The 20,955-nt window shown below is 70.5% G+C and carries 19 protein-coding genes; 5 read left to right on the top strand and 14 right to left on the bottom strand.

Going from position 1 to position 20,955, the window contains the following annotated elements:
• Position 1 precedes the first annotated feature (1 nt).
• The 5 genes from ACGFQC_RS13845 to ACGFQC_RS13825 form a co-directional block, all read right to left on the bottom strand.
• Positions 2-193, bottom strand: coding sequence for a hypothetical protein (locus ACGFQC_RS13845; protein ID WP_363087841.1), 192 nt, complete (start codon positions 191-193; stop codon positions 2-4).
• Positions 190-1,785, bottom strand: coding sequence for a hypothetical protein (locus ACGFQC_RS13840; RefSeq protein ID WP_363087842.1), 1,596 nt, complete (start codon positions 1,783-1,785; stop codon positions 190-192). Before ACGFQC_RS13840 ends, ACGFQC_RS13845 begins: the two co-directional genes overlap by 4 nt.
• Positions 1,782-2,417: a WhiB family transcriptional regulator gene (locus ACGFQC_RS13835; protein WP_363087843.1), complete on the bottom strand. Its 636-nt coding sequence runs from the start codon at positions 2,415-2,417 to the stop codon at positions 1,782-1,784. The genes ACGFQC_RS13840 and ACGFQC_RS13835 overlap by 4 nt, the downstream gene beginning before the upstream one ends.
• Positions 2,418-2,582: 165 nt before the next feature.
• Positions 2,583-3,299, bottom strand: a complete 717-nt coding sequence (locus tag ACGFQC_RS13830; protein ID WP_363087844.1) for a hypothetical protein — start codon at positions 3,297-3,299, stop codon at positions 2,583-2,585.
• 2 nt (positions 3,300-3,301) lie between these two features.
• Positions 3,302-4,210, bottom strand: coding sequence for a helix-turn-helix domain-containing protein (locus ACGFQC_RS13825; protein WP_363087845.1), 909 nt, complete (start codon positions 4,208-4,210; stop codon positions 3,302-3,304).
• Positions 4,211-4,888: 678 nt separating this feature from the next.
• Here ACGFQC_RS13825 and ACGFQC_RS13820 point away from each other — a divergent pair.
• The 4 genes from ACGFQC_RS13820 (at position 4,889) to ACGFQC_RS13805 (ending at position 7,854) form a co-directional block, all read left to right on the top strand.
• Positions 4,889-5,341: a helix-turn-helix domain-containing protein gene (locus tag ACGFQC_RS13820; protein WP_363087846.1), complete on the top strand. Its 453-nt coding sequence runs from the start codon at positions 4,889-4,891 to the stop codon at positions 5,339-5,341.
• Positions 5,342-5,520: 179 nt separating this feature from the next.
• Positions 5,521-6,075, top strand: coding sequence for a secondary metabolite protein (locus ACGFQC_RS13815; protein WP_363087847.1), 555 nt, complete (start codon positions 5,521-5,523; stop codon positions 6,073-6,075).
• Positions 6,072-7,271, top strand: coding sequence for an MAB_1171c family putative transporter (locus ACGFQC_RS13810; RefSeq protein WP_363087848.1), 1,200 nt, complete (start codon positions 6,072-6,074; stop codon positions 7,269-7,271). The genes ACGFQC_RS13815 and ACGFQC_RS13810 overlap by 4 nt, the downstream gene beginning before the upstream one ends.
• The gene (locus ACGFQC_RS13805; RefSeq protein ID WP_361647045.1) at positions 7,261-7,854 is read left to right on the top strand and encodes a hypothetical protein; all 594 of its coding nucleotides are present in this window, start codon (positions 7,261-7,263) and stop codon (positions 7,852-7,854) included. The genes ACGFQC_RS13810 and ACGFQC_RS13805 overlap by 11 nt, the downstream gene beginning before the upstream one ends.
• A 148-nt stretch (positions 7,855-8,002) precedes the next feature.
• On the opposite strand, the gene ACGFQC_RS13800 is transcribed toward ACGFQC_RS13805, so the two are convergent.
• From ACGFQC_RS13800 to ACGFQC_RS13760, 9 genes are all read right to left on the bottom strand, one after another.
• Positions 8,003-8,944 carry an NUDIX domain-containing protein gene (locus ACGFQC_RS13800; RefSeq protein ID WP_363087849.1) on the bottom strand — a complete coding sequence of 314 codons (942 nt, stop codon included), beginning with the start codon at positions 8,942-8,944 and terminating at the stop codon, positions 8,003-8,005.
• Positions 8,937-11,285, bottom strand: a complete 2,349-nt coding sequence (gene fxlM / locus ACGFQC_RS13795) for a methyltransferase, FxLD system (RefSeq protein ID WP_363087850.1) — start codon at positions 11,283-11,285, stop codon at positions 8,937-8,939. The genes ACGFQC_RS13800 and fxlM overlap by 8 nt, the downstream gene beginning before the upstream one ends.
• A gap of 31 nt (positions 11,286-11,316) precedes the next feature.
• Positions 11,317-12,699 (bottom strand): phosphotransferase, encoded by a 1,383-nt coding sequence (locus ACGFQC_RS13790; protein ID WP_363087851.1) that lies wholly within the window; start codon positions 12,697-12,699, stop codon positions 11,317-11,319.
• Entirely contained in the window at positions 12,696-13,172 is a 477-nt protein-coding gene (locus ACGFQC_RS13785) for a hypothetical protein (protein ID WP_363087852.1), read from the bottom strand. Before ACGFQC_RS13785 ends, ACGFQC_RS13790 begins: the two co-directional genes overlap by 4 nt.
• A gap of 5 nt (positions 13,173-13,177) precedes the next feature.
• Positions 13,178-14,650, bottom strand: a complete 1,473-nt coding sequence (locus ACGFQC_RS13780; RefSeq protein WP_363087853.1) for an NUDIX domain-containing protein — start codon at positions 14,648-14,650, stop codon at positions 13,178-13,180.
• Between the two features lie 92 nt (positions 14,651-14,742).
• Complete coding sequence (locus ACGFQC_RS13775) at positions 14,743-16,605, bottom strand: ABC transporter ATP-binding protein (RefSeq protein ID WP_363088061.1); 1,863 nt, start codon at positions 16,603-16,605, stop codon at positions 14,743-14,745.
• Positions 16,606-17,117: 512 nt separating this feature from the next.
• On the bottom strand, positions 17,118-18,245 hold the full coding sequence (locus ACGFQC_RS13770; protein WP_363087854.1) for a hypothetical protein: 1,128 nt from the start codon (positions 18,243-18,245) through the stop codon (positions 17,118-17,120).
• A gap of 84 nt (positions 18,246-18,329) precedes the next feature.
• Positions 18,330-19,172 carry a TauD/TfdA family dioxygenase gene (locus ACGFQC_RS13765; protein WP_363087855.1) on the bottom strand — a complete coding sequence of 281 codons (843 nt, stop codon included), beginning with the start codon at positions 19,170-19,172 and terminating at the stop codon, positions 18,330-18,332.
• A 31-nt stretch (positions 19,173-19,203) separates the two neighbouring features.
• On the bottom strand, positions 19,204-20,082 hold the full coding sequence (locus tag ACGFQC_RS13760; RefSeq protein WP_363087856.1) for an amino acid--tRNA ligase-related protein: 879 nt from the start codon (positions 20,080-20,082) through the stop codon (positions 19,204-19,206).
• A 503-nt stretch (positions 20,083-20,585) separates the two neighbouring features.
• On the opposite strand from ACGFQC_RS13760, the gene ACGFQC_RS13755 reads away from it, so the two are divergent.
• The gene (locus tag ACGFQC_RS13755; protein WP_363087857.1) at positions 20,586-20,828 is read left to right on the top strand and encodes a hypothetical protein; all 243 of its coding nucleotides are present in this window, start codon (positions 20,586-20,588) and stop codon (positions 20,826-20,828) included.
• The last annotated feature ends 127 nt before the right edge of the window (positions 20,829-20,955 follow it).

Raw genomic sequence — 20,955 nt, 5'->3', positions numbered from 1 at the left:
GTCAGCCGCACTCGGGGCAGCGCCCGACGTGGCTGTTGAGCGCGCGGGCCATCCGCTGTTTCGCCGAGGCTGCCTGCTTCGCGCTGGACTTCGCCGCCGGCCGGCCAGCGTATCGTTCGGAGTGAGCGAGCATGAAGCCGATCTCTCGCTCGTACTCCGCCCGGACGGTGTTGAACTGGTGGCAGGTCTTCATCGGGAGGTGCTCCTCGTCGTGGTGATGTCCGTGTTCCGCAGCTCCTGAAGGACCACCCCGAGGCGGTTGTTGCCGACTCCCGTGAGGCCCTGGCGGCGGATGATCTCGCGCAGCTGCACTCGGGTGATCGCTCCGTTGCCGTCTCGTTCGAGCAGGGCGGGCACGTGAGGGCGTACCTCGCGGACGAGCTGGCGCTCGGGCTCGCCCAGCTCGCGTGCCGGGCGTTCCGTCTGGGGAGAGCGGGACCTGGTGCGCTTGTTCTTCGTCGTCCGGCTGGTCCGCGTCGTCTTCCGGCGGAGAGGGACCTTGTGTCCGCGGTCCTGGGTGGTGTCGGTCCCGGACTCGGGGGTGGTCGGTCCGCGGTCCTGGGTGGTGTCGGTCCCGGACTCGGGGGTGGTCGGTCCGCGGTCCTCGGTGCTCTCGGTCCCGGACTTCGCGACGTCAAGTCCCTGGTGGGAACTTCGGCCCTGAGCTGCTACTTCGCTCGCATTACGCTCGGTCTCGGTGACCTCTGCAGCGGTCCTTTGGACCGCACCGTCTGCCTGCTGCATGACCTCCTTCGACACTCCCGTCTGGGTGCCCCCGGTCCCTGCACGGACCGCTTCTTCCGGAGCTGCATCGTTGGGGACCGGTCCCCGCGCAGTCCTCGGTCCTCGCTTCGGGACCGGCCCGTCGGAGTCATCAGGATCGGAGCCGGGGACCGGAAGGTCCGGGACCAGCTCTGGGGGGACGATGGCCGCCGATGCACTGCTGTGCGCCGAAGACCAGGGAGAAGGAAGCGGGACCGTGGCGAGCGCGAGCGCGTGTCGACGGGCGGCGAGTTGATCGAGCAGTTGTGCCCGCTGGAGGGGGTCGGTGCCGACCGAGGCCCTGCCCACCGCCTTCGACAGGCGTCGGGTCAGACGCCGGCCACGACGGTTTCGCTGCTGCTCGGGTGTGCGCTCGGCGAGGCGGGCGGCGAGGGTGACGGCTCGGGCGGTGGCTCGGTCCCGGGTGATCTGTGCAGCGTCGCGGTCTCGCGCGGCGATGCCCAGACGGGAGAGCAGCCGTTCGCGTACTTCCCGACCCAGGACGGCGACGAGCCCGCTGGAGGCGGCATCGGGGGTGCGCAGGCGCAGCTCGATGCCCATGGCCAGGTGCCACAGCAACGCAGCCATCACGGGGCCGACGAAGGCGCGGACTGTGCCGCCGATGGGGCCGCTCTCGGCGTAGGCGGGGATCACCTGCACCGTGGTGATCACCCAGACCAGCGTGCCCGGCAGTCCGGGGGCGCCCTGGACGGCGAGGTTCTGCCGTGCCATCAGGGCGGTCGCGAAGAGCGCGAGTTCGGCGGCGGCGAACATCCCGGCGCGCTCGGCGGTGCCGGCCATGTCCAGGTAGTCGGCGGCGAAGCGCCAACTCGTGTCGGCGCTGTACGCGGTGCAACCCAGCGCGGCGATGGCGGCGACCTTGACAGCGGGGCTGCCGAGACGTTTCTGCGTTCGAGTTCCCCGGCGTCGGATGGTCCAGGCGGTCAACAGGAGCGCGAGGGTGGCGGGCACGACGGCGGCGAGGAGGAGCGGGAGGTCCGAAGCGGCACCGAAGTGGGTCATGCTGCCTTTCCGAGAGAGGCGGCCGTCGAAGTCGACGCCGCCGGGCGGGCTGCCGGCTGCTGAGCGCTGGGAGCTGCGGGCGCAGGCGTGTTCTTGGAGGTTTTCTTCCGCTTCTTCTTGAAGCGGGGGATGCCGTAGTTGCGGTCGCGGTCGAGGACCTTGTTGGCGGCCTGGCGCAGCAGGTCACGGGCGTGCTTGGGGCTGATTTGCAAGGCTGCGGCAAGACGGTCGGGCAGCCAGCCCCGGACGTAGGCGTGGTCGATGGCAACCTGCCGCTCAGCCTCGGTCAGGTGCACGTCACGGCCCTGGAAGAAGGCGATCACGCGGCGGTGGTCCAGGCGTCGATGCAGGTTGTCGTGCAGGGGACGCCGTTCGGCTTCGGTGAGGCCGCCCCAGACACCCTCTTTGAGGACGTTCTCCAGGGCGTAGTCCAGGCATTCACGGCGGACGGGGCACCAGCCGCACAGCTCCTTCGCCTCCGCGATCTCCTCGTGGTCGCGAGGGCCGGGGAAGAAGACGGGGTCGGCGTCCTCGACGTCCATGCCGTGGCACGCTCCGCGGGTGTGCCAGCTGGTGTCTCCAATGCCGCGCAGGCCGGTGGCCGGCGCGTCGTGGGTGGTGATGTGGTGCAAGGCGGGTCTCCGATGTGCTGCCGCGTCGGCAGGCCGAGGCGGTGCTCGGCGGGCCGCGGCGTGGGTCCGGCTGCGGGGCGCAGTGGGTGTGCGCCCGGCAGCCGGAGCGGGACGGTGATGTCGCGACGCGGCGCAGCAGCGGGCTGCAGGCGCCGGATCAGCGGATCAGGCCAGGGCGGGCTGCTGAGTCTGCTCGGTGCTCTGGGCCTGCTGGGCGGCGGCGAGATCGAGGCGGCCGGGGTGTGGAGTGGCACGTGGAGTGATGGCGCGTACTCCGTCGTTGGGGCCGATCCGTCGGCGTCGGCACGGTTCGCCGGGCTGGGCCAGGCACCACTCGCACCGCACGCTCAGGGCATCGAGCAGCCCCTGCTCGACCGCGGCCTCCCGGGCTGCGCGCGCGGGCCGGAAGGGTGCGAGAGCTGCACGAGCGGCGGGCGGGATGGGAGATCCGATCGCCTTCAGCCGCGCCTTCAGTGCCGGGTCCATCCCGTCGCGAGCGCTGGTGATCGCGAGGGCCTGTGCGGGCTGGGCGGTGCCGGCGGCGACGGCGCGGCGGTTGCCGACCAGCTCGGCGGTATAGGCGGCCTGGTCGTCCGGGTTGGCCGTGGGCGTGGGGTCGGTGTGCCGAGCCAGACGCTCGCGCCGGTAGCTCTCCCAGGGCCGGCCCACGTCCGCCGGGAGGATCGCGTACGGCGAGGTGCGGTAGTGGTGGCGGGCGACGGCCAGGGCGTCCCAGCCGTGCGGGGTGGCCATCGGCACGTCCCCGAGCAGATGGTGCCACTGGGCGAGCTGCTCGCGGGCCTCGCCTTCGTCGGTGCGGGTGGTGCGGGGGTCCAAGCGGCCGATGTAGGCCAGCAGGGCGGCGATTTCGCGGCGGTCCACGGTCAGCCCTCCGTTCCGGTCGGCTCGTCCAGGGCGCGGAGTAGGGCAGCCTGGTGGGCTTCGGCGCGGGTCATGCCGTGCGGCGGGCGGTGGCCGTTGTCAGGCACGGCGTGCAGTCCGCGCCGGGCCGGGGGGCGCTCGCGGGTGATCCAGGCCCGCCAGTCCGCGGACCAGGCTCCGGCAGAGCGAGGCGTCCAGTCGGAGCGGTGCAGGCGCCACTTCGCGTCGGCAGCCTTCAGCCCTTCCTCGCCGAGGCGGTCGAGGTGGCCCTGCTGGCGGGCCCAGGCGTGGGTTGCTGGGTCGACCTGCCACTCGCCAGCCGGGACGATGGCCGCACCACTACTGCTGTACCTCCGGTTCAAATCACGTTCACTAGGGTTCTGGGGGTTGAAATCCGTACCGTGAGGGGTTCGGATTCCTGCCCTTCGACGGGTCGGATTCCGTCGCGAGGATGTGGAATCCGACCCGGTCGGATTCCTGCGCGAGGGGTCGGAATCCGCGCTCCGCCGGGGCCAGATTCCGTACCGCTGCAACCCCTTCTCGGCGTCGGCGTCGAGGTCCGGAACGGGGTCGGAGTCCGTCGGGGGCTCGACGTAGGCGTCGGGGTCCTCGTGGCGCACGGCTGCGACCTTGGCCAGCCAGGAGGCCGCTCGGGGCAGGCGGTACACCGAGCTTCGCTTGGGGCCCTGAAGGTGTCCGCGCTCCACCAGCTCGCCGCTCTTGTCCAGCGCGGCCAGAGCGTCGCGAACGGCGGTGCGACTAGCGTTCGTCCGCTTCATCAGGTCGGGTACGGAGGCCCAGACCACGCAGCGCTCGTCGGGAACCCGATCCGCGACCGCCAGGAGGACCAGCCGCGCGGTGCCCCTACTGGAGCTGTGGTCGAATACCCATTCACGTACGTCCTTGCTCATCGGCCGCCCCGATCGAGCGAGCGGTGGTGGCCGCGCACCAGACCGGCGCCGGCAGACCCGGTGCGTGGGCTGGAGGGTGCTGCGGCCAGGGTGGCTGCCGCGCGGACAGGCCGGACGGGCCTTTTGCGCAGGGCGGGACCCATGTAAGAATCTCCTTTGGTGTTGCCACGCTGAGACGCCCCGTGGAAGGGATCAGCGTGGTGATGGTGGCGATCACCGCCCTTGCACGGGCGGTACAGCCGTTAGCGTCCGGCGTCCGGGAGTTGCACCTCTCGGGCGCCGCCGCTGTATCAGGACCTATCCGGTCCGAAGTTTCTGCACGTCACAGCTCTCTGTTCGCGTCGGTCGGGCTTCTGGCCGACTGGGGACGACGAACATACGCACGGCTTGGCGTCAAGGTCCAGAGTTGGCTCTTAAACCCTGTAGAAGTCGCGGGAGCGGGCGCGACGGCGATGGAGCGATCATGGGCGGATTCCCTGGCGGGTGCGTCTGGCGTGAGGTCGGCGCGACCCTTCCTGGGCCTCACCAGCAGCTCAACACTTCAGTGAAGCTGCGATCGGAAACCTACGCCACAGTGATCCCTTCTTGTCAATACTGAAGTGAAGCGCCTTGGATGTTGGCCCCTGAGGCTGCACTGCAGTACAGTCCGGGGCTCAGCGTGCAGATGGGAGGAGTCGGATGGTGGAGTCCAGCGAACCGGTGGGGGCGCCAAGCGGCGCGGCCGGCGCTCGGCGCTCTTTGGCCGACAAGCTCAACCACCTCTTCGAGACCAAGAAGAACCCTGCGACCGGCAGGCCCTACACCAATGCCGAGGTGGCCAGGGCGACTTCCATGTCGGAGAGCGCGATCAGTCAGCTCCGGAGCGGGGCCAAGCCCAACCCCACCCTCACGACGGTGGAGAGGCTCGCCGGTCACTTCCATGTGAAGGCGCAGTACTTCTTCTCGGACTATGACGCCGAAGAAGCCGAGAAGGTGCGCGCCACCATGGAACTGATCGAGGCGGTGGCCGACAGCGAGGTCCGCGGACTAGCGCTTCGCGCCAACGGCCTCTCGGCGGACAGCCTCAAGATGATCACTGACGTGATCAACCAGGCGCGTCGCTGGGAAGGGCTCGACAAGCCCGCTCCGTGACGTGACCCTTCTCACCCACTGGGCGGATTTGGCCTATATGCCTTCTAGGTCCTTCAAGATCACATTGAGGGGCCGTCTTGTCGTGTGCAAAGCTCCGCTGGAACCACGCGGAATGATGGGTTCCGGTTAGTGCAGGCCGCGCCAGCGCCGACTCGGGGGCTACAGCAAGGATCTCGTCCATGTTCAATCGGCGTTTCGCGCGCAAAGAGGCGCAGCTGAGGCGACTCTGTGAGGAGCAACTGCGAGGGATCGAGATATCGGATCCTGATGCGGTGGATGAAATATGCCGACAGCTCGCCATCAAGCGGGGCCGTCCGCTTTACCTCCACGAACTTCCTGAAACTGGCGGGGCGAACGCTCCCTGCGGAATGGTCCTGTCATTCGACCACGGGGATTACGTGTTCCACGTGGCGGCAACCAGTGAACGGCATCGCGCGCAGATCGTGCGTCATGAGCTGGCCCATCTCCTGCTCGGACACGCCGGGACCAACGAGAGCGTTGTGAAAGCGCTGCTGGGCGTCCTCCCCGACGGGGTGGATCCTGCGGCTGTTCTCTCGGCCCTGGGCCGGACAAGCTACGACAGCGAGAGCGAGTACGACGCCGAGATGGCCGCCTCCTGCCTCGGAGAAATCTTCCGCGACCTCGCTCACTCCGGCCGCGAACACGGCCGCTCCGGTTTGGTCTCGCGGCTCGACGACGCGCTGGTCCACCCGCGGAGGAACCGCCGCTCATGACCACACCGACCATCATCGCCGGCATCCTCTGGCTGGTGGCTCTCTGGCGGCTGCCGGCGATCCGGCACTCCCACAAGCAGCGGAGCCTGGCGCTGACCCTGGTAGCCCTCGCGGCAGCAATGACCTTCGAGGTGCCCCAGGTCAAGGAGATGGTCGATGCCGCCGTGGGGGCCGAGGCCAGGCTGTCACCGCTACTGAAGCACCTGCTCGGTGTCACCTCGGCGGCCTACCTGCTCGACTTCGTCATTGCGGTTGTCCGACCACAGGGCCTGGCACGCCGTACGCGGCTGGTGGCCGCGGGCGTGACCCTGCCCCTCATGCTCACCTTCTACGCCTTGGCGAACTGGACTCCCGACGGACCGGTCCGGCTCGGTGAAGGCCGCGGGGCCCTCTTCCCCGTTCTCTACATGACCGTCTTCACGCTGTACATCGGCATCGCGATGGTCGTAGCCACATGGCTGTTTCTCGGCGGGGTCCGCCACAGTCGGACCTTCCTCGGGAAGGCCGGCCTCGGCTTCCTGGGCCTGGGAACTCTGCTCGGAAGCCTCTACGCCCTCCAGCGCATCGTCTTCGTGACGATTCAGCTCAGCTCCGGAACCCAGTACCCGGGCCTGGCGAATTCGCTGTCCACGACGCTCAAGCAGGCCACGGTCCTATCGGTCGCGGTCGGCGTGTGCCTTCCTCCGCTCTCCGTCGCCGTGGAGTACATCGCTGCGGCGATCACCCTGCACAAGTTGCGCCCCCTCTGGGTTCAGCTCACGGAGGCGGCCCCGCACGTGGTACTGACGACCTCCGTACGCAGGAGACGCATCCCCTTCCGGCTTGAGCGTTGCGTCATCGAGATCGAAGACGCCTGCCTGGCGCTTCGGGAGTACGTGTCGGTCGACCTTTACACGTCGGCGCAGAAGTTCGTCCTTCACCGAGCTGTCCACCCGCAGCATGCTGATGCGGTCGTGGAAGCCTGTTGGCTACGGGTGGCCGTCCAGTCCTCTCGGAATGGCGAGCGTCTACGAGGTGTGGAATACCCGCCTCTAGGCGTTACCGGACGGGACAGGGAAAGCGAGCTGTCGTGGCTGCGCCTCCTTTCCCATGCGTACTTCTCCTCACCAGTCGCTGCAGAATTCGTCCGGAAAGAACAACCGTCCAATACCCCTGCGCAGGGTAATTCGGAGGGATCTCCTCACAATGACCACTGACGTTCGCCCCCACGAGTCACTGCTGGCCCGACGGATCACTGACTGGCTTGAACCGAAGAACTGGATCATCGCCGTCACCCTGCTGGTGGGTTGGCACACCGCGCACTGGACGGGAGTGGCCTGGGGAGTCGTCGGTGCCCTGTTCGCAGCCGTCATCCCGATTACCTTCATCAAGTACGGCATCCGCAAGGGCCACTGGGGCGATCGTCACGTCGGCGCGAAGCCAGCCCGACTCGTCGTGATGGCCGTCATCCTGCTCTCGGTAGCTACCGGCATCGTCCTGATGCTCGTTGCAGGAGCGCCGCGAACGATGGTCGCGCTCATCGTCTCGATGCTGGTGACCCTGGCGATCCTCGCCGCGATCACCTTCGCCTGGAAGATCTCTGTTCACCAAGCCGTATCCGCGGGCGCGTGCGCGATGCTCGTGCAGACCTACGGCCCATGGATGGCGCTCGGCTTCCTCCTGGTCATCGTCGTCGGCTGGTCCCGTGTCGAACTGCGCGACCACACCCGCAACCAAGTGATCGCCGGCACGATCCTCGGCACCATCGTGGCCGCAGCCGTCTTCCATCTCGCTGGCTGACCCGCTCCCCGGTTGGCGACTTCACGCATGAACGAGTCCGGAAGCCGCCATGCCGGACGGACGGTCTCTCCGTTCGTCTTGGACCCGCTGGAGACCGGGTGCTCGCACCCCCGCCGGGGTGGGAGCGGTCGCGTGGTGGGCCTCGATCTCAGAGCACCTGACCCGTTCCGGGACGCGGAGTCTGAGTCAGGGGCTTGCCGGTGATGAGGTACGTGGGCCCGTCGCCGGTGCGGGCGCGTTCGACGGCCGCCAGGCGGGCGTAGGGCACTTCGCCCATCAGCTCCCGCCACTGGACGAGGTCATGGATGGCGTGCAGGTCGTGTTCGGCCGGGTCAAGGCGGATGGCGCGCAGCTGGTGGGGGGTAAGGCGTCCGCCGTCGAAGACGAACCCGACCTTGCCCATCGGCCAGTGCGGTCCGGGCAGGAGGTAATGGGTCAGGAGCAGGCGAGGCTCACCGTGGCCGAGGCCGAGTCCTGTCTCCTCGGCGGCCTCGCGACGTGCGGTCTGCAACGGATCCTCGCCGGCGTCGGTGTTGCCGCCGGGGAACTGCCACAGCCGGTTGCCATAGATCGAGCGCAGTTGAACGGGGCGGTCGTGAGTGTCGCGGACGTACAGGCAGCCGTAGACGGTGTGATGGGGAACCGTCTTGACGTAATCGGCCCCGGACATAGGCAGCGGGCGTCCCGGGCGTCCTGGGCGGTGGTCGAAGGGGATCGCCAGGACGCCCAGGTCTTCCTGCTCGGGCGAGTAGATGGTGCGCAGAGTTTGCAGAAGTTCGTCGGCGCCGGCATTGGCGTCGATGCGGCGGAGGTCCTGGGCGCGGAGCAACTCTGCGAAGGAGGCGTGTAGCGCGGGGGGTCCGGCGATGACGTCGAGCTGCCGGTCGCTGCCGCGGTCGTGGAAGACCAGGGTGTCTCCTTCGGCGATGGCCTGCCTGCGGGATGTGGCGGTGCGCACCTCGATCGTTTTGTGGCCGGCCTCCACCTGGGCGTAGTAGCGGGGGAGCAGGTGCATGTGGTGCTCCCGCCGCGGCTGGTGCGGGGTGGGCTGAGGAAGAGGCGTGGGGGCGGACTGGGCGCTGTCAGACACGGTCGCCTCCGGCGAGCGCGGCGGTCTGGGGCTGCTGGGCAAGGGGCGGGGTCGGCCACTGGAAGACGAGGCGGGAGGCGGTCTTGTCCACGACGACGCCGTCGGCGGGGAGGTCGTGGTCGGGGGTGGTGGCCGGGTGGACGGTCATCGGGGGGTATCCGGTGGGGCGGATGTGCTGGTCCCAATCCCGTACGCACTGGGCCAGGCGCTCGGCCATCGCGGGTCCGGCCGGTCCGTGCGACCAGACCACGAACTCGTGCCGGGACTCCTGCGGCGTGGCGCCCTGGCGGCGGGGGACGCAGGTCAGGTAGGCCAGGGACCCCTCGGCCACGAGTGCCGGCAGGTGCTCGGCGCCGGCGGCGAGCAGTGGGGTGTCGGTGGCGCGGTCGCAGGTGAGAACGCAGGCGCCGGGCAAGGTGGTGGTGGCGTAGATCTGCAGGGTGTCGTACGGGCTCTTGCCCGGGAGCAGCACGCCGGTGGGCAGTTCGTGCCGCTCGGCGTGGAGAGCTTCCTCCAGTCCTTCGCTCTGGGGTGGGGGGCCGTCGTGGACGTGCACCTGCGCCCGCCCGTCCGCCAACATGAGCACCGGGCTGGGACGGGTAGCGACACCGCGGTCACGGACGAATCCGCACACCGTCCAGCCCCGCGCGTGCAGTACGTCGCCGCGCCGCTGGAGCGTGACGGCGCGCGTGTAGCCGTGGATCGACAGCGGCAGCACCAGGTGGCCGCCCTCGGCGAGCTGGGCGCGCCAGGCGGGGGCGACGTCCCAGCAGTTGTAGGTGATCATGCTGCCGTCGAAGCCACCGCGCGGTACGAGGTGGGCCGGGGCGCCGAGGGCCGCGTCGCCTTCGACGACGCTGACAGCTCCGCTGCCGGCCTCCGCGTTGAAGGCCCGGGTACGGCGTACGACCCACGGGTCGATGTCGACGCTGACCACGCGTCCTCCGGCTCCGGCGGCGTGGGCGATCAGCTGGGCGTTGTACCCGCCGGAGCCTGCCTCGAAGACGCTCGCGCCCGGCGTCAGGCGCAGGCTCTCGACCATGTCGGCCTGCAACCACGCAGCGGAGACCGAGCTGATGGCCGTCCCGGTCTCGTCGCGTCGGGTGACGACGGCCCGGTCGCCGCCGTCGTACGCGTCCGCCAGGCTCACTTCCGGGGCGAACCGATGGCGGGGCACGGTCCGCAGCGCCTCACGGACGGGTTCGGAGGGGGCCCAGCCGCCGTCGATCACCGTCTGGGCCATCTCCTGGCGCAGCCGGGCGGCCTCTTCCGGCTCACCGGGCACGGGCGGCCGCTCGGCGGCGAGCGGGTAGGACACCACCGATGGCAGGTCCGGGATGACGCCAGGCCACACGCTGTCGAGCGCGAGCGCGGCCGGGACGAAGACGTCCCCGACACGGGCGAGAACGTGCAGGTCGAAGAACTCCCAGCGGTCGAACTTGTCCGCCTCCGCGTTGGTCAGGGTCCCCGTCCACGCGGTGATGCGGACGACGGCCGTTAGCCTGGGGATCCCGTGGCTGTCGTCGACCAGCATCGTCACCACGTGCGCATCGCTCAGGTTGGCGACCAGTCCTGTCTCCTCGGCGAGTTCGCGCACCGCGGCGGCGGCAAAGCCCTCCGGGCCGGTGGTCTTGCCGCCCGGCAGCTCGAGCATGCCGCGCGTCGACCGGCCGAGCAGGACCCGGCCGGCGTCGTCGGTGACGACGGCGAGAGCGCCGGTCAGAGCATGACCGGTGGTCGGTCGCTTCTCGACCGCCCGGGTAGCGAGCGGGCGTGGCCCGCGCAGCACCAGGAAGGCCAGACCGTCCGCGTCCAGCCGCTCCACCGTCTCCCATCCCACACCGAGCAGCGTGATCTCGTCCTCGTCCAGGGCGATCCCGCACCGCTCCGCAGGGGTGTTCTCGACGGTCGGGGTGATGACGACGAGCGCGCCGCCCTCCCGCAGCCGCCGGCTCAGCTCGTGGACGAGCCGGTTGCGGTCCCGCACGAACGGATACGCCAGCCGCATCGTGATCAGGTCGTACCCGTCCTCGTGCAGTGGGGCCGGGTCGTCGCGTTCGATATCCAGCCGCAGCCAGCGCACGCCCTCGATGCCGGCGTGCTCCTCGCGGGCCCGGGCGACCGCGCTGTCCGCGAAGTCGACCGCGTCCACGGTGTAGCCGGCCCTGGCCAGGTGGGCGGCCAACTCCCCCGTGCCGCAGCCCACCTCCAGCGCCCGGCCGCCGCCCTCGGATACCGGGACGTGCTCCGCAAGGAGGTGCCGTTCGCGCTCACCGAGCGGCCGCCACCCCTTCCCCTCGCCGTAGTGCTGCTCCCACTCGCCGCGCTCTGTGTACGTCAACGTGCTGCTCCTCGTGTCGGTCGGGTGGGGATCAGGGGCGCTGCGGGTTACGCAGCCGGGCCAGGGTGCGCCGTCCGCGCTCGACCAGCTCGGGGTCACCGTGGGTGGTGCCGTAGGCGATGCCGGAGACGGCGTCGAGGACGGACAGGACCGTGAACTGGGCCTCCTCTGCCGGGGTGAAGGGGCGGCCGTAACCGTCCATCACGGCCTGGAAGAGGTCGGGCCGACCGTGCCAGGCGTCGGAGAGCCGTACGAAGTCCCGCACGGCCGGGCCGCCTTCGGCCCGTTCGAAGTCGATGACGTAGAGGACGTCGGCCCTCTCGTCCCAGCGCAGATTGCGGAGCTGGAAGTCCCCGTGCGTCGGCACGCTCTCCACGGGGGACAGGCCAGCGGCCCTCTCGGCGGTGGCGCGGATGAACTCCTCGTCGCCGGGCGCGAGATGAGGCAGGGCGCCGGCCAGGTGCCGCTCCACCTTGCCCGACGGAGGGGTGTCGGCGGCCGGTCGGGGCGGGGTGCTGTGGTGGATGGCCGCCGCGAGCTGCCCGATGCGGTGGAAGATCCGGCGCTGCTGCTCGGGCGAGTGGACGGCGCCGTGCAGGGTGCGGCCGCCCACCGCGGTGAGCACGACGGCCCGCAGCGCGGGGTCGGCGGCCACCAGCCGGGGTGCGGCCGCACCGAGGCCGGGGACCCAGCTGCGCAGGGCGTCGACTTCGCGGTGGTGGAAGCGGTCGTTCTGGTGGATCTTGATGTACCACTCGCCGCCCTCGGCGCCGACCGCCCGCCATACGCGGCTCTCCTCCCGAGCCCAGGACACGTCCGTCCACGCGGTGATCCGCCCTACCGCCTGCTCGGCGAACGTGCGCACCGCCCGCTCCGGGACCGTGCCGCGCGTGGCAGGGTCTGGCACCAGGACCAGCCGGTCGACGGACCGGTCGTAGGCGATCGGGTCGCCGGGCTCCTGGAAGTGCACGGCCATCCGCGCGCCGGCCCGGTAGGCATCCAGCCCGGCCCGGCAGTACGCCACCATCGGCTCCGGCAGGGCGTCGAAGGAGAACCACCCCATGGCGTCGCACACCTGGTGCTCCCTGACCTCCGGGGTGCCTTCCCACCGCCGCACCTCGAAGAACATCCCGACCCTGGCGTCGCCGCCAGGGGCGCGGTGGTGCACGGTGACGGCCGCCCGGACATCAGCCGGGTCGATGACGACACCGGACTCCTCCTCGGCCTCGCGCACCAGAGCGGTGACCATGTCCTCCCACAGGCCGTCCAGGTGCCCGGAGACGAGATGCCAGCAGCCGGCCGCGTACACGTCACCAGCCCGCCGGGACAGCAGCACCTCCGGCCCCGATGCGCCGTCGCGTACGGCGATCAGGTGGACGTCGAGCGGCTCGGAGTGCCGCCGGGCGCCGCTCACGCCGTACCGCCGGGGCGGCGCGCGAGCAGCACGGTGAACACCGCGTCCTCCGTCAGGACGCCGCCGTCGGCCTGGTCCTGGAGCAGCCGGAGAGCGACGGCCTCGAAGTCGGGGTGGCGGCCGGCGAACAGGGCGGGGCGAGCGAAGCTGGTGGTGCGCAAGTAGCCGATGACCTTCTCGGGCGCCCAGGTACGGGAGACGGGGAAGCGGTGCTCGGTCACCTCGCTGAACGCCGAGTCGGCCAGGTCGTCCTCGTAGGAGCGGCCCGGCCCGTCGTAGGTGCCGCGGGTGCCCGCGCGGCGGTCTTCGCCGAGGCAGCTCTGGATCAGCTCCCGTAGGGCGACTGTCCAGTCGGCCTCGTGGGTCCAGAGGCTGCCGTCGCCCATGATCGCCATGACCGCGTGGGGTGCGGCGATCCGGTCGGCCATGGACAAGACTTCCGGGCGGGCCATCCAGTTGGTCGGCGCGCTCACCCTCTTCACCAGCCCATTTGGGAGTAGAGGCGGCCTTCAGCGATCCCGGTGATGGCCGTGCGGGTGTAGGAGACCAGGCGGTCCGGGAGCTCGTGCCGCGGCCACCACTGCCAGGTCAGGCACTTGTCGGGCTCGCGAACCTCGGGGGCGCCCTCCCATCGGCGGGCCCGGAAGATGAGCTGCAGCAGGGGCTGGCTGCCCGGGGCGTCGACGACGTGGACGACGTGTGCCAGCTCCACGTTCACGGGGTCGATGACCAGCCCTGCTTCCTCCCACGCCTCGCGGACCAGGCACGCGAGGGCGGACTCTTGCTCGCACCGCCCGGCGAGGTAGTGCCAGGTGTCACCCGCGTACTTCGAGTCGGGATGACGCAGTCCGAGAAGCACACGGCCCTGGGCGTCTTCGATGTGGAGGTGTACCCCGACGCCGTTCAGCACCACCCGGCTGCCCCCGTCCCACACTGGAGGAGCCGCGGCCGGCTTGTTGTCCGGGGGGTTCTCGGCCGCGTGCCGGCGAATCAGGTCCCGGGTGGCGGGGCTCAGGCGCAGCCGGTCCAGCTCGTCCACTACGAACCAGCGCAGCAGCACACCCTCGTGCAGCGCGAGTCGGTCGGGGTGGCCACGCCACTGGCCGGCGAAGACTTGGATCGGGACGCTGAGGCCGTCGATGCTGGTTGCGGCCTCCACGGCGTAGGGCCGTACGTTTTCGAGGCGGAGGCCGGGTACCTCCTCGGACAGTTCGCGCAGGAGGGTGCCCTCAAGGTTCTGGTCGTCGCGTGTGCGGCCGCCGCCGAGAAGGGCGAACGCCCCCGACTCCCAGATGACGCCGGGCTTGTGGTCGCGCAGATGAAGCAGGTAGCGACCCTGTCCGTCGTGGATCAGCGCGGAGGCGTTGACGGGCTCCGGCCTCCCGTCCAGACCGTGGGCGCGGGCCTCCAGGAGCTTGCCGCGCAAGGTCGAGGAGTGGACGTCGGCGAAATCGAGCCAGCGGGCGCTGGAGACCTCCTCCTCCTGCAGGGTGAGCCGGGGGCGCTGCTCGGGCACAAGGCAGAAGACGAAGCGAAAGTCGAAGTGCTGGTGGGCGCCCTCGCCCTTGGCCGGGTTGGCGTCGATTTCGTGTACGTCGATGTCGATCGGGGCGCCGAGGAACTGCGGGGTGAGACAGAGGTCCCCCGGCCGCAGGCCGGTTTCCTCACAGACTTCCCGCAGGGCCGCCGCCAACAGCGTTCGGTCCTTCTCGATGTGGCCTCCCGGGGTGAGGAGCAGCCCCGTGCCCCGGTGACCGATGTGGAGCACGCGCTGTTCACGGTCGATGACGGCCGCGCTGCACGTGACGTGGCCGGGGAGCGTCGCGCGGTCGGCTGGGTGGTCGTCGCCCTCTAGGAGGGACAGCAGTCCGGCGAGGGAGTCCTGTTCGTGCGGATGCCGGGCCAGGTACGCCTCGGCGGTCGTGCGGATGTGGGAGCGGCTGAGCGGCACGTCATCACCTCGGGACGGCAGAGGAGGAGCAGGGGTGTCCGCAGCGGCGGCCGGGGGTGCGGCGGGGCGCGCGGAGATGGCGCCAGGGCGGCTCACGCGGAGGTCTCGTGCTTGTCGCCGTCCGGTTCGGACGTGATCTGATAAGACAGCAGCTTGCGGAACAGGCCCGGCTGTTGGGATAGCTGGGCGTAGGTGCCTTCCTGGACGATCTTGCCTTCGTCGAGGACGACGATGCGGTCGGCGATGGCGACGTTGGTGATGCGGTGGGTCACCAGCAGCACCGTCCGGTCCCGGGCGAGGGTCCGCAGCCGCTGGAAGATCCGGTACTCGGCGCGGGGGTCGAGGTTGGCCGTCGGCTCGTCGAGGACCAGCAGACCGGCCGGGCGGAAGAACGCCCTGGCCAGGGCGATGCGCTGCCACTGGCCGCCACTGAGTTCTTCCCCGTTCAGCCATTCGCGGGCCAGGAGGGTGTCCAGGCCGGCGCCGAGCTTGTCGATGACCTCGTCGGCGTCGGCCGCCTCGCACGCCTCGCGGACCGCTGCGTCGCCGCGCGCGGTGGGCTGGCCCTGGGTGACGTTCTCGCGCACGGTCAGCGGCCAGTGCGCGTAGTCCTGCGGCACGAGGGCGACCTGCCGCCACAGGGCCTGCGGGTCGGCATCAGCGGTGGGGACGCCGTCCCACAGCACTTGCCCGTCTGTTGGGAGGTAGAGGCCGCTGACCAGCTTCGACAGCGTCGACTTCCCTGAGCCGTTGAAGCCGACCAGCGCGGTGACCTCGCCGCGCCGCAAGGTGAGGGAGACGCCGGACAGGGCGTCGCGGTCCTTACCGGCGTAGCGGTGGGTGATCGCCTTGACCTCGATCGTCTCCGGCGGTGCGGGGTGGTGCGAGCCGCGGCGCATGCGGAAGCCGCCGGCCTTGTCGAGGAACCCGGTCCAGTCGTCCATGTACAGCCCGGTACGCACCGCGCGGGCGCCGACCGCCACCAGGCCGCGGACCGACATACCGGCGGTCTGCAGGGCGAAGACGGCCGTGCCGGCATGCCCGACGGTGATCCGGCCGGTCGCGAGCAGCCACACGACCGCCGCCCACACCACCGCCGACCCAAACCCGCCGCACACCGCGCCGACCAGCGACATGCGGGCGCCCTGGTCGGCCGCGGCCCGGTCCTCGCGGTTGATCCGGGCAACGGTGCTGCGGTAACGGCCGGAGAGGAAGGGAGCCATGGTGCCGGCGCGGATCTGGTCGGCGGCGTCCTTGGTGTAGATGTGCCAGCGCAGGACCGACAGCATCCGGTTGTCGCCGTTGCTGCGGAGATTGGCCAGATAGCGGGCACGGGCGGCGCTGACCTGGGCCACGGCCTGCGGGAGGCTGGCGGCGACGAGGAGGGGGAGGAGGACCCAGTGCACGCCGGCCAGGACGATCGCTCCGGCGAGGAAGGCGGCGGCCGAGGCGATCAGGTCCTGGCCCTCGTTGATCAGGTCGCCGGTGACCTGGGCGCCCCGGTCGGCGGCCTCGCGGTCGCGGTTGAAGTCGGGATCGTCGTAGGCGCACAGCTCGACCTCGGCGCAGCCGGTGAGCAGCATCTGCTCGGCCTCGCGGGACATCAGCGGGCCCAGCCGGGAAGAAAGCCAGTTGACGGTGATGCCCAAGAGCGCGCGTGCGCTGGCGGCTCCGGCGAGCAAAGCGACGGAGGGCCATGCCTGAAGGACGCGGTGGTAGACGTCGCCGTCGCGCAGCAGGGCGGTCAGGGTGCCTGCGATGGCGACCAAGCCCAGGGCCTGCATCACGCCCGTGAACAGCTGGCACAGCAGGAGGCCGACGGTCGCGCGCCGGTCGACCCGCCAGGCCAGGGCCAGCGAGCGACGGACCAGTTGCGGCAGGCGCCGAGCCATGTCGCGCATCCGGATGGAGCGACCGGCCGCCTCGCGGCTGCCGGTCAGGTCGACGTACCGCATCTGCGCCTCGGGCGCGGTGGCCGCCGCCGAGGGGGCGGAAGCGGAAGCGGAGGAGGGGGCGGGCGACGGCGCGGTGGTGGTGCGCGGGCCCGGAACACTGTCGGCTGATGCATCGGTGGGCTCACTCACGCCGCCCACCCCGTATCCGAGCGTTCTGAGGTGCGCGTGCCGTCAACGCTGAGAGGTGGAAGGCTGGGCCGCCGTTCGATTCCGGGAGGCTGCTGCAGGGGGGTGGGGGTGGGGTGCATGGCGTCCTCCGTCTGGGCGTCGGTGTGGCACTGATGCTCTAAAAACGCGGTGGATCTGGTCCCGTCACGGCCTGTTCAGAGGGCATTTGGTGAACGTGAGTTCTAAAGCCGGGGTTGGGCCGTGCGGGCTCCGGGGTGTCGTCGTTCAAACTCGTTCGATCAGGTCAGACCACTCCTTCGGGGGGTTGCGGACAGCACGAACCAGGGCCGCGGCGTACGACGGCGGCCTGGGGCGGTGATCGGAGGTGGAAGGGCGGGAGCGGGTCAGGTGTCGAGGACGGTGAAGGCGACCGCGGGGAAGCGGCGGCCGTTGACCTGGAGGGCGACGGAGTAGGAGCCGGGGGAGACCTTCCAGCGTGCGGTCGAGCGCAGCGGGTGCGCCTTGGCGAGTCGTAGCTCCTGACCCGGCTTGGCGGTGGCGCGACGCACGAAGGCCACCTTCTCCCGTGGCCGGCCGCTCGGTCCCGTAGTCGCGATCACGATCATCACGTGGACGGGAGTGGTCGCAGTGGCGGTGAGCGCGGCGGAGAAGTCCAGGGTGTCGCCGTCGCGGAGTTCGGTGCTCTGCAGGATGAGCGGCGTGAGGGAGATCGGTGCGTCGTGGGGGTAGCCGAGGAGGGCGTAGGCGGGCGGCCAACCCTCCTTCAGCCGGTTCATCAGGGCGTTGCGGGCGAGGAAGGCGAACTGCTCGCCGTTGACCCGGCCCGAAGCCTTCCACCGGTGGAGCGTGGCCAGCGCGAGGTCGGGCTGGGCGGCGGCGATGTCTCCGAGGTGGTTGGCCACGGAGGTGCGGACGTAGAGGTGCGGGTCGTCGTAGAGGGTCTCGAGGACGGGGAGGCCCGCGTCGGCGGGGAGCCTGATCCGTGGGGCCCAAGGGAGCAAGGGCCGGATAGCCTCGCTCGCCAGCCGCCGTACCCGGAAGTCCTCATCGCGGCTCCACGTGTCGACGGCCTTCATCGTCTCGTCGGGGAAGTCGGCGAGAAAGTGCCGTACCGGGAGCTCAGCGGAGAAGTACCCCGTCATGCGGGCCAGCGCGGCAAGTGACCGTTCAAGATGCTCGGCGGTGCGCAGGTACCGGGAGACGTAGTCGGAGTGCGGGCTGTAGAGGTGCAGCCCGAAGTCGTTGGTCACCCCGGCGGCCGCGGGCGTCGGGGGCAGCGAGCGCAGCAGGATGTCGAGCGCGTCGGGGCCGCCGGCCGGGAGGTGGTCGTGCAGGCCCTGGCTGGTCCGGGCGATCCGGGCGCTCAACTCCAGCCGGGGAAGGTCCGCCATCACCGATGCCACGAAGCCCTCAGTGTCGAACTCAGGCCACACGCCGTGGACTTCGCGGCCGACACGGGCGATGCGCTCGGCGTTGATAGCGGTCTCTTTCAGGGGAACCTTCGCGGTCATGGACAAACCCTAGGGCTGGCTGCGGGGGCATCCCTCGTGTTCTCGCCGCAGGTCATCCGGCGGTGTGAACGCGGGGGTTCTCGGCTATCGGACGGCGGCGCGGTACAGCAGCCGGCGGTGCCGGGAGCTGTCGCAGGGAGAGGCGGTGTGGAGGGTGGCGAGGTTGTCCCACACGACCAGGTCGCCCTGGCTCCAGCGGTGGCTGTAGACGTAGGGCGCGCTGGTCGCGTGCTGCAGCAACTCCTCCAGCAGAGTCCGGGCCTCCTGCTCGGCGAGTGTGGTGATGCCGCTGATCACCATGGAACCGAGCAGCAGGGAGCGCGCCCCCGTGACGGGATGGGGCAGGACGAGCGGATGTACGGCCTCCGGACTCGCGGCCAGGCTCCCGGCTACGATCGACGACTGCCCGCCGCTGGCCTGGCTCTGGAGCGCGCCGAGTTGCGCGAGCGAGTGCCGCGCACGCATCGGGCCGATCCTCTGCCGCACCGCATCGGGGAGGTCGGAGTAGGCGCGGGTCGCGTCGGCGAAGCGGGTCTCGCCGCCGCGTTGGGGGGTGATGACCGAGTAGAGCATCGTCGCCGAGGTGAGCTGGGGCTTGAAGCTGTTGTCGGCGTGCCATTCCTCCTCGTTGTCCCCGTCGTAGACGCCGATGTGTCTGCCGTCCTCGACGATGTTGCTGATGACGGTCAGGCCCGGGAAGCCGCCGACGGCGTACCGGCGGTCGACGCTGGTGTCGACCGTTCCGAAGCAGGAGGCGACGGTCAGTAGGTCGGCGTGGGTCAGGTGCTGGCTGGGCACGATCAGCAGCCGGTGCTGATGCAGGGCCGCGGCCAGATGGGGCGCGAGGTGCTCGGCGTCGGTCGCGAGGTTGGTGTCGACGACGGCGCCGAAGCCGCTCTCGTCGAGCGGGCGCAGCGACAGGTCCATCGTCACTCCTTCCGGACGGTGATCGGGGCGGTCAGAACCGGGGCGAGGGCTGGAAGACGCTGATGTCTTTGACGCCGGAGGCGGCCATGCACAGCCGCTCGATGCCGATGCCGAGTCCGACGCTGCCGGCGGGGACGCGTCCCGTGTCGATCGCCTCCCTGGCCAGGGCCTGCTCGTCGTCGTACAGGTCCACCGCGCGGGCCCGGTCGACGAAGGCGGCTCCGTCGGGCTCGTCCTCGTAGCCGTGGACGACCTCGATGCCGTCGACCAGGACCTCGAAGCGGTTGAGGACGGCCGTCGTGCCCGGCGTCAGGCGGGCGCACGGCTCGTCTCCGCCGACCGGGTACTCGGTCAGGAACAACGCGGCGCCGGCGCTCTGGACCTCGACCTCGCGCTCCACGTATTGCCCGAGCACCGTCTTGAACGGCACGTCCGGGCTCATGCCCAGGTGTGCGGCCATCCGCGCGGGCAGATCACCGAGGGGCTCGCGGTGCAGGTCGATGCCGAACTGGTCACGGATGTGGCCGGCGACGGAGACGCGCTGCGGGGCATAGGGCAGGTGTGGGCGGATCAGCCTCTCGGCGAGCGCCAGGAGGAAGTCGAAGTCCTCGCCGACGGCGTAGAGGTCGAGCATCTGGAACTCGGGCGCGTGCAGCTCGTCGGGCTTCTCGGGCCGGAAGCATGCGCCGATCTCGAAGACGCGCGGGTGATGCTCCAGGTTCACGCGCAGGGCCGGGCCGATCATCGCCCGCAGGAACCGCCCGCCGTCGTGGTCCACGGGCAGACGGCGCCCTGGACCGAGGTCGGCTCGGCGCATGGTCGGGGTAGTCACCTCGACGAAAGCCTCGGCGCGAAGGGTGTCCCGGAGAGTGAACAGCAGGTCGGACTTCATGACGACGGGGTTGAGCACGGAGGCTCCTCAAGGCCGTTGTTTCCGGGCGGAGTTCGCGGGAAGCCGGGCCCCACGGTGATCTGGGACTCGGGCCCTCGGCGAGGCCACAACGTAGCCGCGCCCCGGCGAACAGCAGAAGCCCTCCCACCCCTCCGGCCGCGGCCAACGGGCCCGAAACGGGGCCCATCCAGGAACCAACTTCGGCATAAGAGCAGCTCAGAAGCGGTGTGCGCGCAACAGTGACGCAACGGTTCCGTGCAACCGGCGCAACGGCCAGAGCCGTTGCGGCCCTCCTCGGCCGAGTTCTAGCGTGACTGTCCAAGCGCCCGGCGTGACCGCCACGCAACACTCCTCCACAGGTGGAGGGGGCGTGCTGAGGCGAGGCCCTCTTCACCGGCGTGCGCCCACGCCACGGCGTGCCGAGCCGACGGTTCAGCACCTCACCGGACCCGCGGCCCGGCAGTTCCACAGCCCGATCACCCGGACTCGCGGATCACCCGCGACCGAGCAGGGAGAACTCGATGACCGCTACCGCTGGAATGACCCCGGACACCGACCTGAAGGCCGGCATGCGCCCCGACGCGGCGGACCTGAAGCTCGGGATGCGCCCCGACGCCGAGCTGAAGGCCGGCATGCGTCCGGACGCCTCCACCTTGAAGGCCGGCATGCGCCCCGACGCCACCGTGCTGAAGGTCGGCATGCGCCCCGACGCCGCCGACCTGAAGGCCGGCATGCGCCCGGACAGCGCCCTCGTCGCCGCCTGACCGGCGGCTGATCCACCCCTTCGTCGTACTCCGGCGCGCCCGCCCAACGGCAGGCCGCCCGTGCGGTCCGCCCTGCGGGGGCGCGCCGGAGTACGGCCCCGCTCTCATCCGCACCGCGTCGACTGGA

The organism is Streptomyces sp. NPDC048734, assembly GCF_043198675.1.
Lineage (GTDB): Bacteria > Actinomycetota > Actinomycetes > Streptomycetales > Streptomycetaceae > Streptomyces.
Note: the sequence above shows the minus strand (reverse complement) of the source record. Positions and strands in the feature narration are given on the sequence as shown.

What these genes read in the sequence shown, in the direction of transcription:
- ACGFQC_RS13775 (WP_363088061.1), bottom strand. Translation starts at nt 16,605, where the DNA reads ATGCGGTACGTCGACCTGACCGGCAGCCGCGAGGCGGCCGGTCGCTCC.
- ACGFQC_RS13825 (WP_363087845.1), bottom strand. Translation starts at nt 4,210, where the DNA reads ATGAGCAAGGACGTACGTGAATGGGTATTCGACCACAGCTCCAGTAGG.
- ACGFQC_RS13810 (WP_363087848.1), top strand. Translation starts at nt 6,072, where the DNA reads ATGACCACACCGACCATCATCGCCGGCATCCTCTGGCTGGTGGCTCTC.
- ACGFQC_RS13805 (WP_361647045.1), top strand. Translation starts at nt 7,261, where the DNA reads ATGACCACTGACGTTCGCCCCCACGAGTCACTGCTGGCCCGACGGATC.
- ACGFQC_RS13840 (WP_363087842.1), bottom strand. Translation starts at nt 1,785, where the DNA reads ATGACCCACTTCGGTGCCGCTTCGGACCTCCCGCTCCTCCTCGCCGCC.
- ACGFQC_RS13845 (WP_363087841.1), bottom strand. Translation starts at nt 193, where the DNA reads ATGAAGACCTGCCACCAGTTCAACACCGTCCGGGCGGAGTACGAGCGA.
- ACGFQC_RS13770 (WP_363087854.1), bottom strand. Translation starts at nt 18,245, where the DNA reads ATGACCGCGAAGGTTCCCCTGAAAGAGACCGCTATCAACGCCGAGCGC.
- ACGFQC_RS13820 (WP_363087846.1), top strand. Translation starts at nt 4,889, where the DNA reads ATGGTGGAGTCCAGCGAACCGGTGGGGGCGCCAAGCGGCGCGGCCGGC.
- ACGFQC_RS13815 (WP_363087847.1), top strand. Translation starts at nt 5,521, where the DNA reads ATGTTCAATCGGCGTTTCGCGCGCAAAGAGGCGCAGCTGAGGCGACTC.
- ACGFQC_RS13765 (WP_363087855.1), bottom strand. Translation starts at nt 19,172, where the DNA reads ATGGACCTGTCGCTGCGCCCGCTCGACGAGAGCGGCTTCGGCGCCGTC.
- ACGFQC_RS13755 (WP_363087857.1), top strand. Translation starts at nt 20,586, where the DNA reads ATGACCGCTACCGCTGGAATGACCCCGGACACCGACCTGAAGGCCGGC.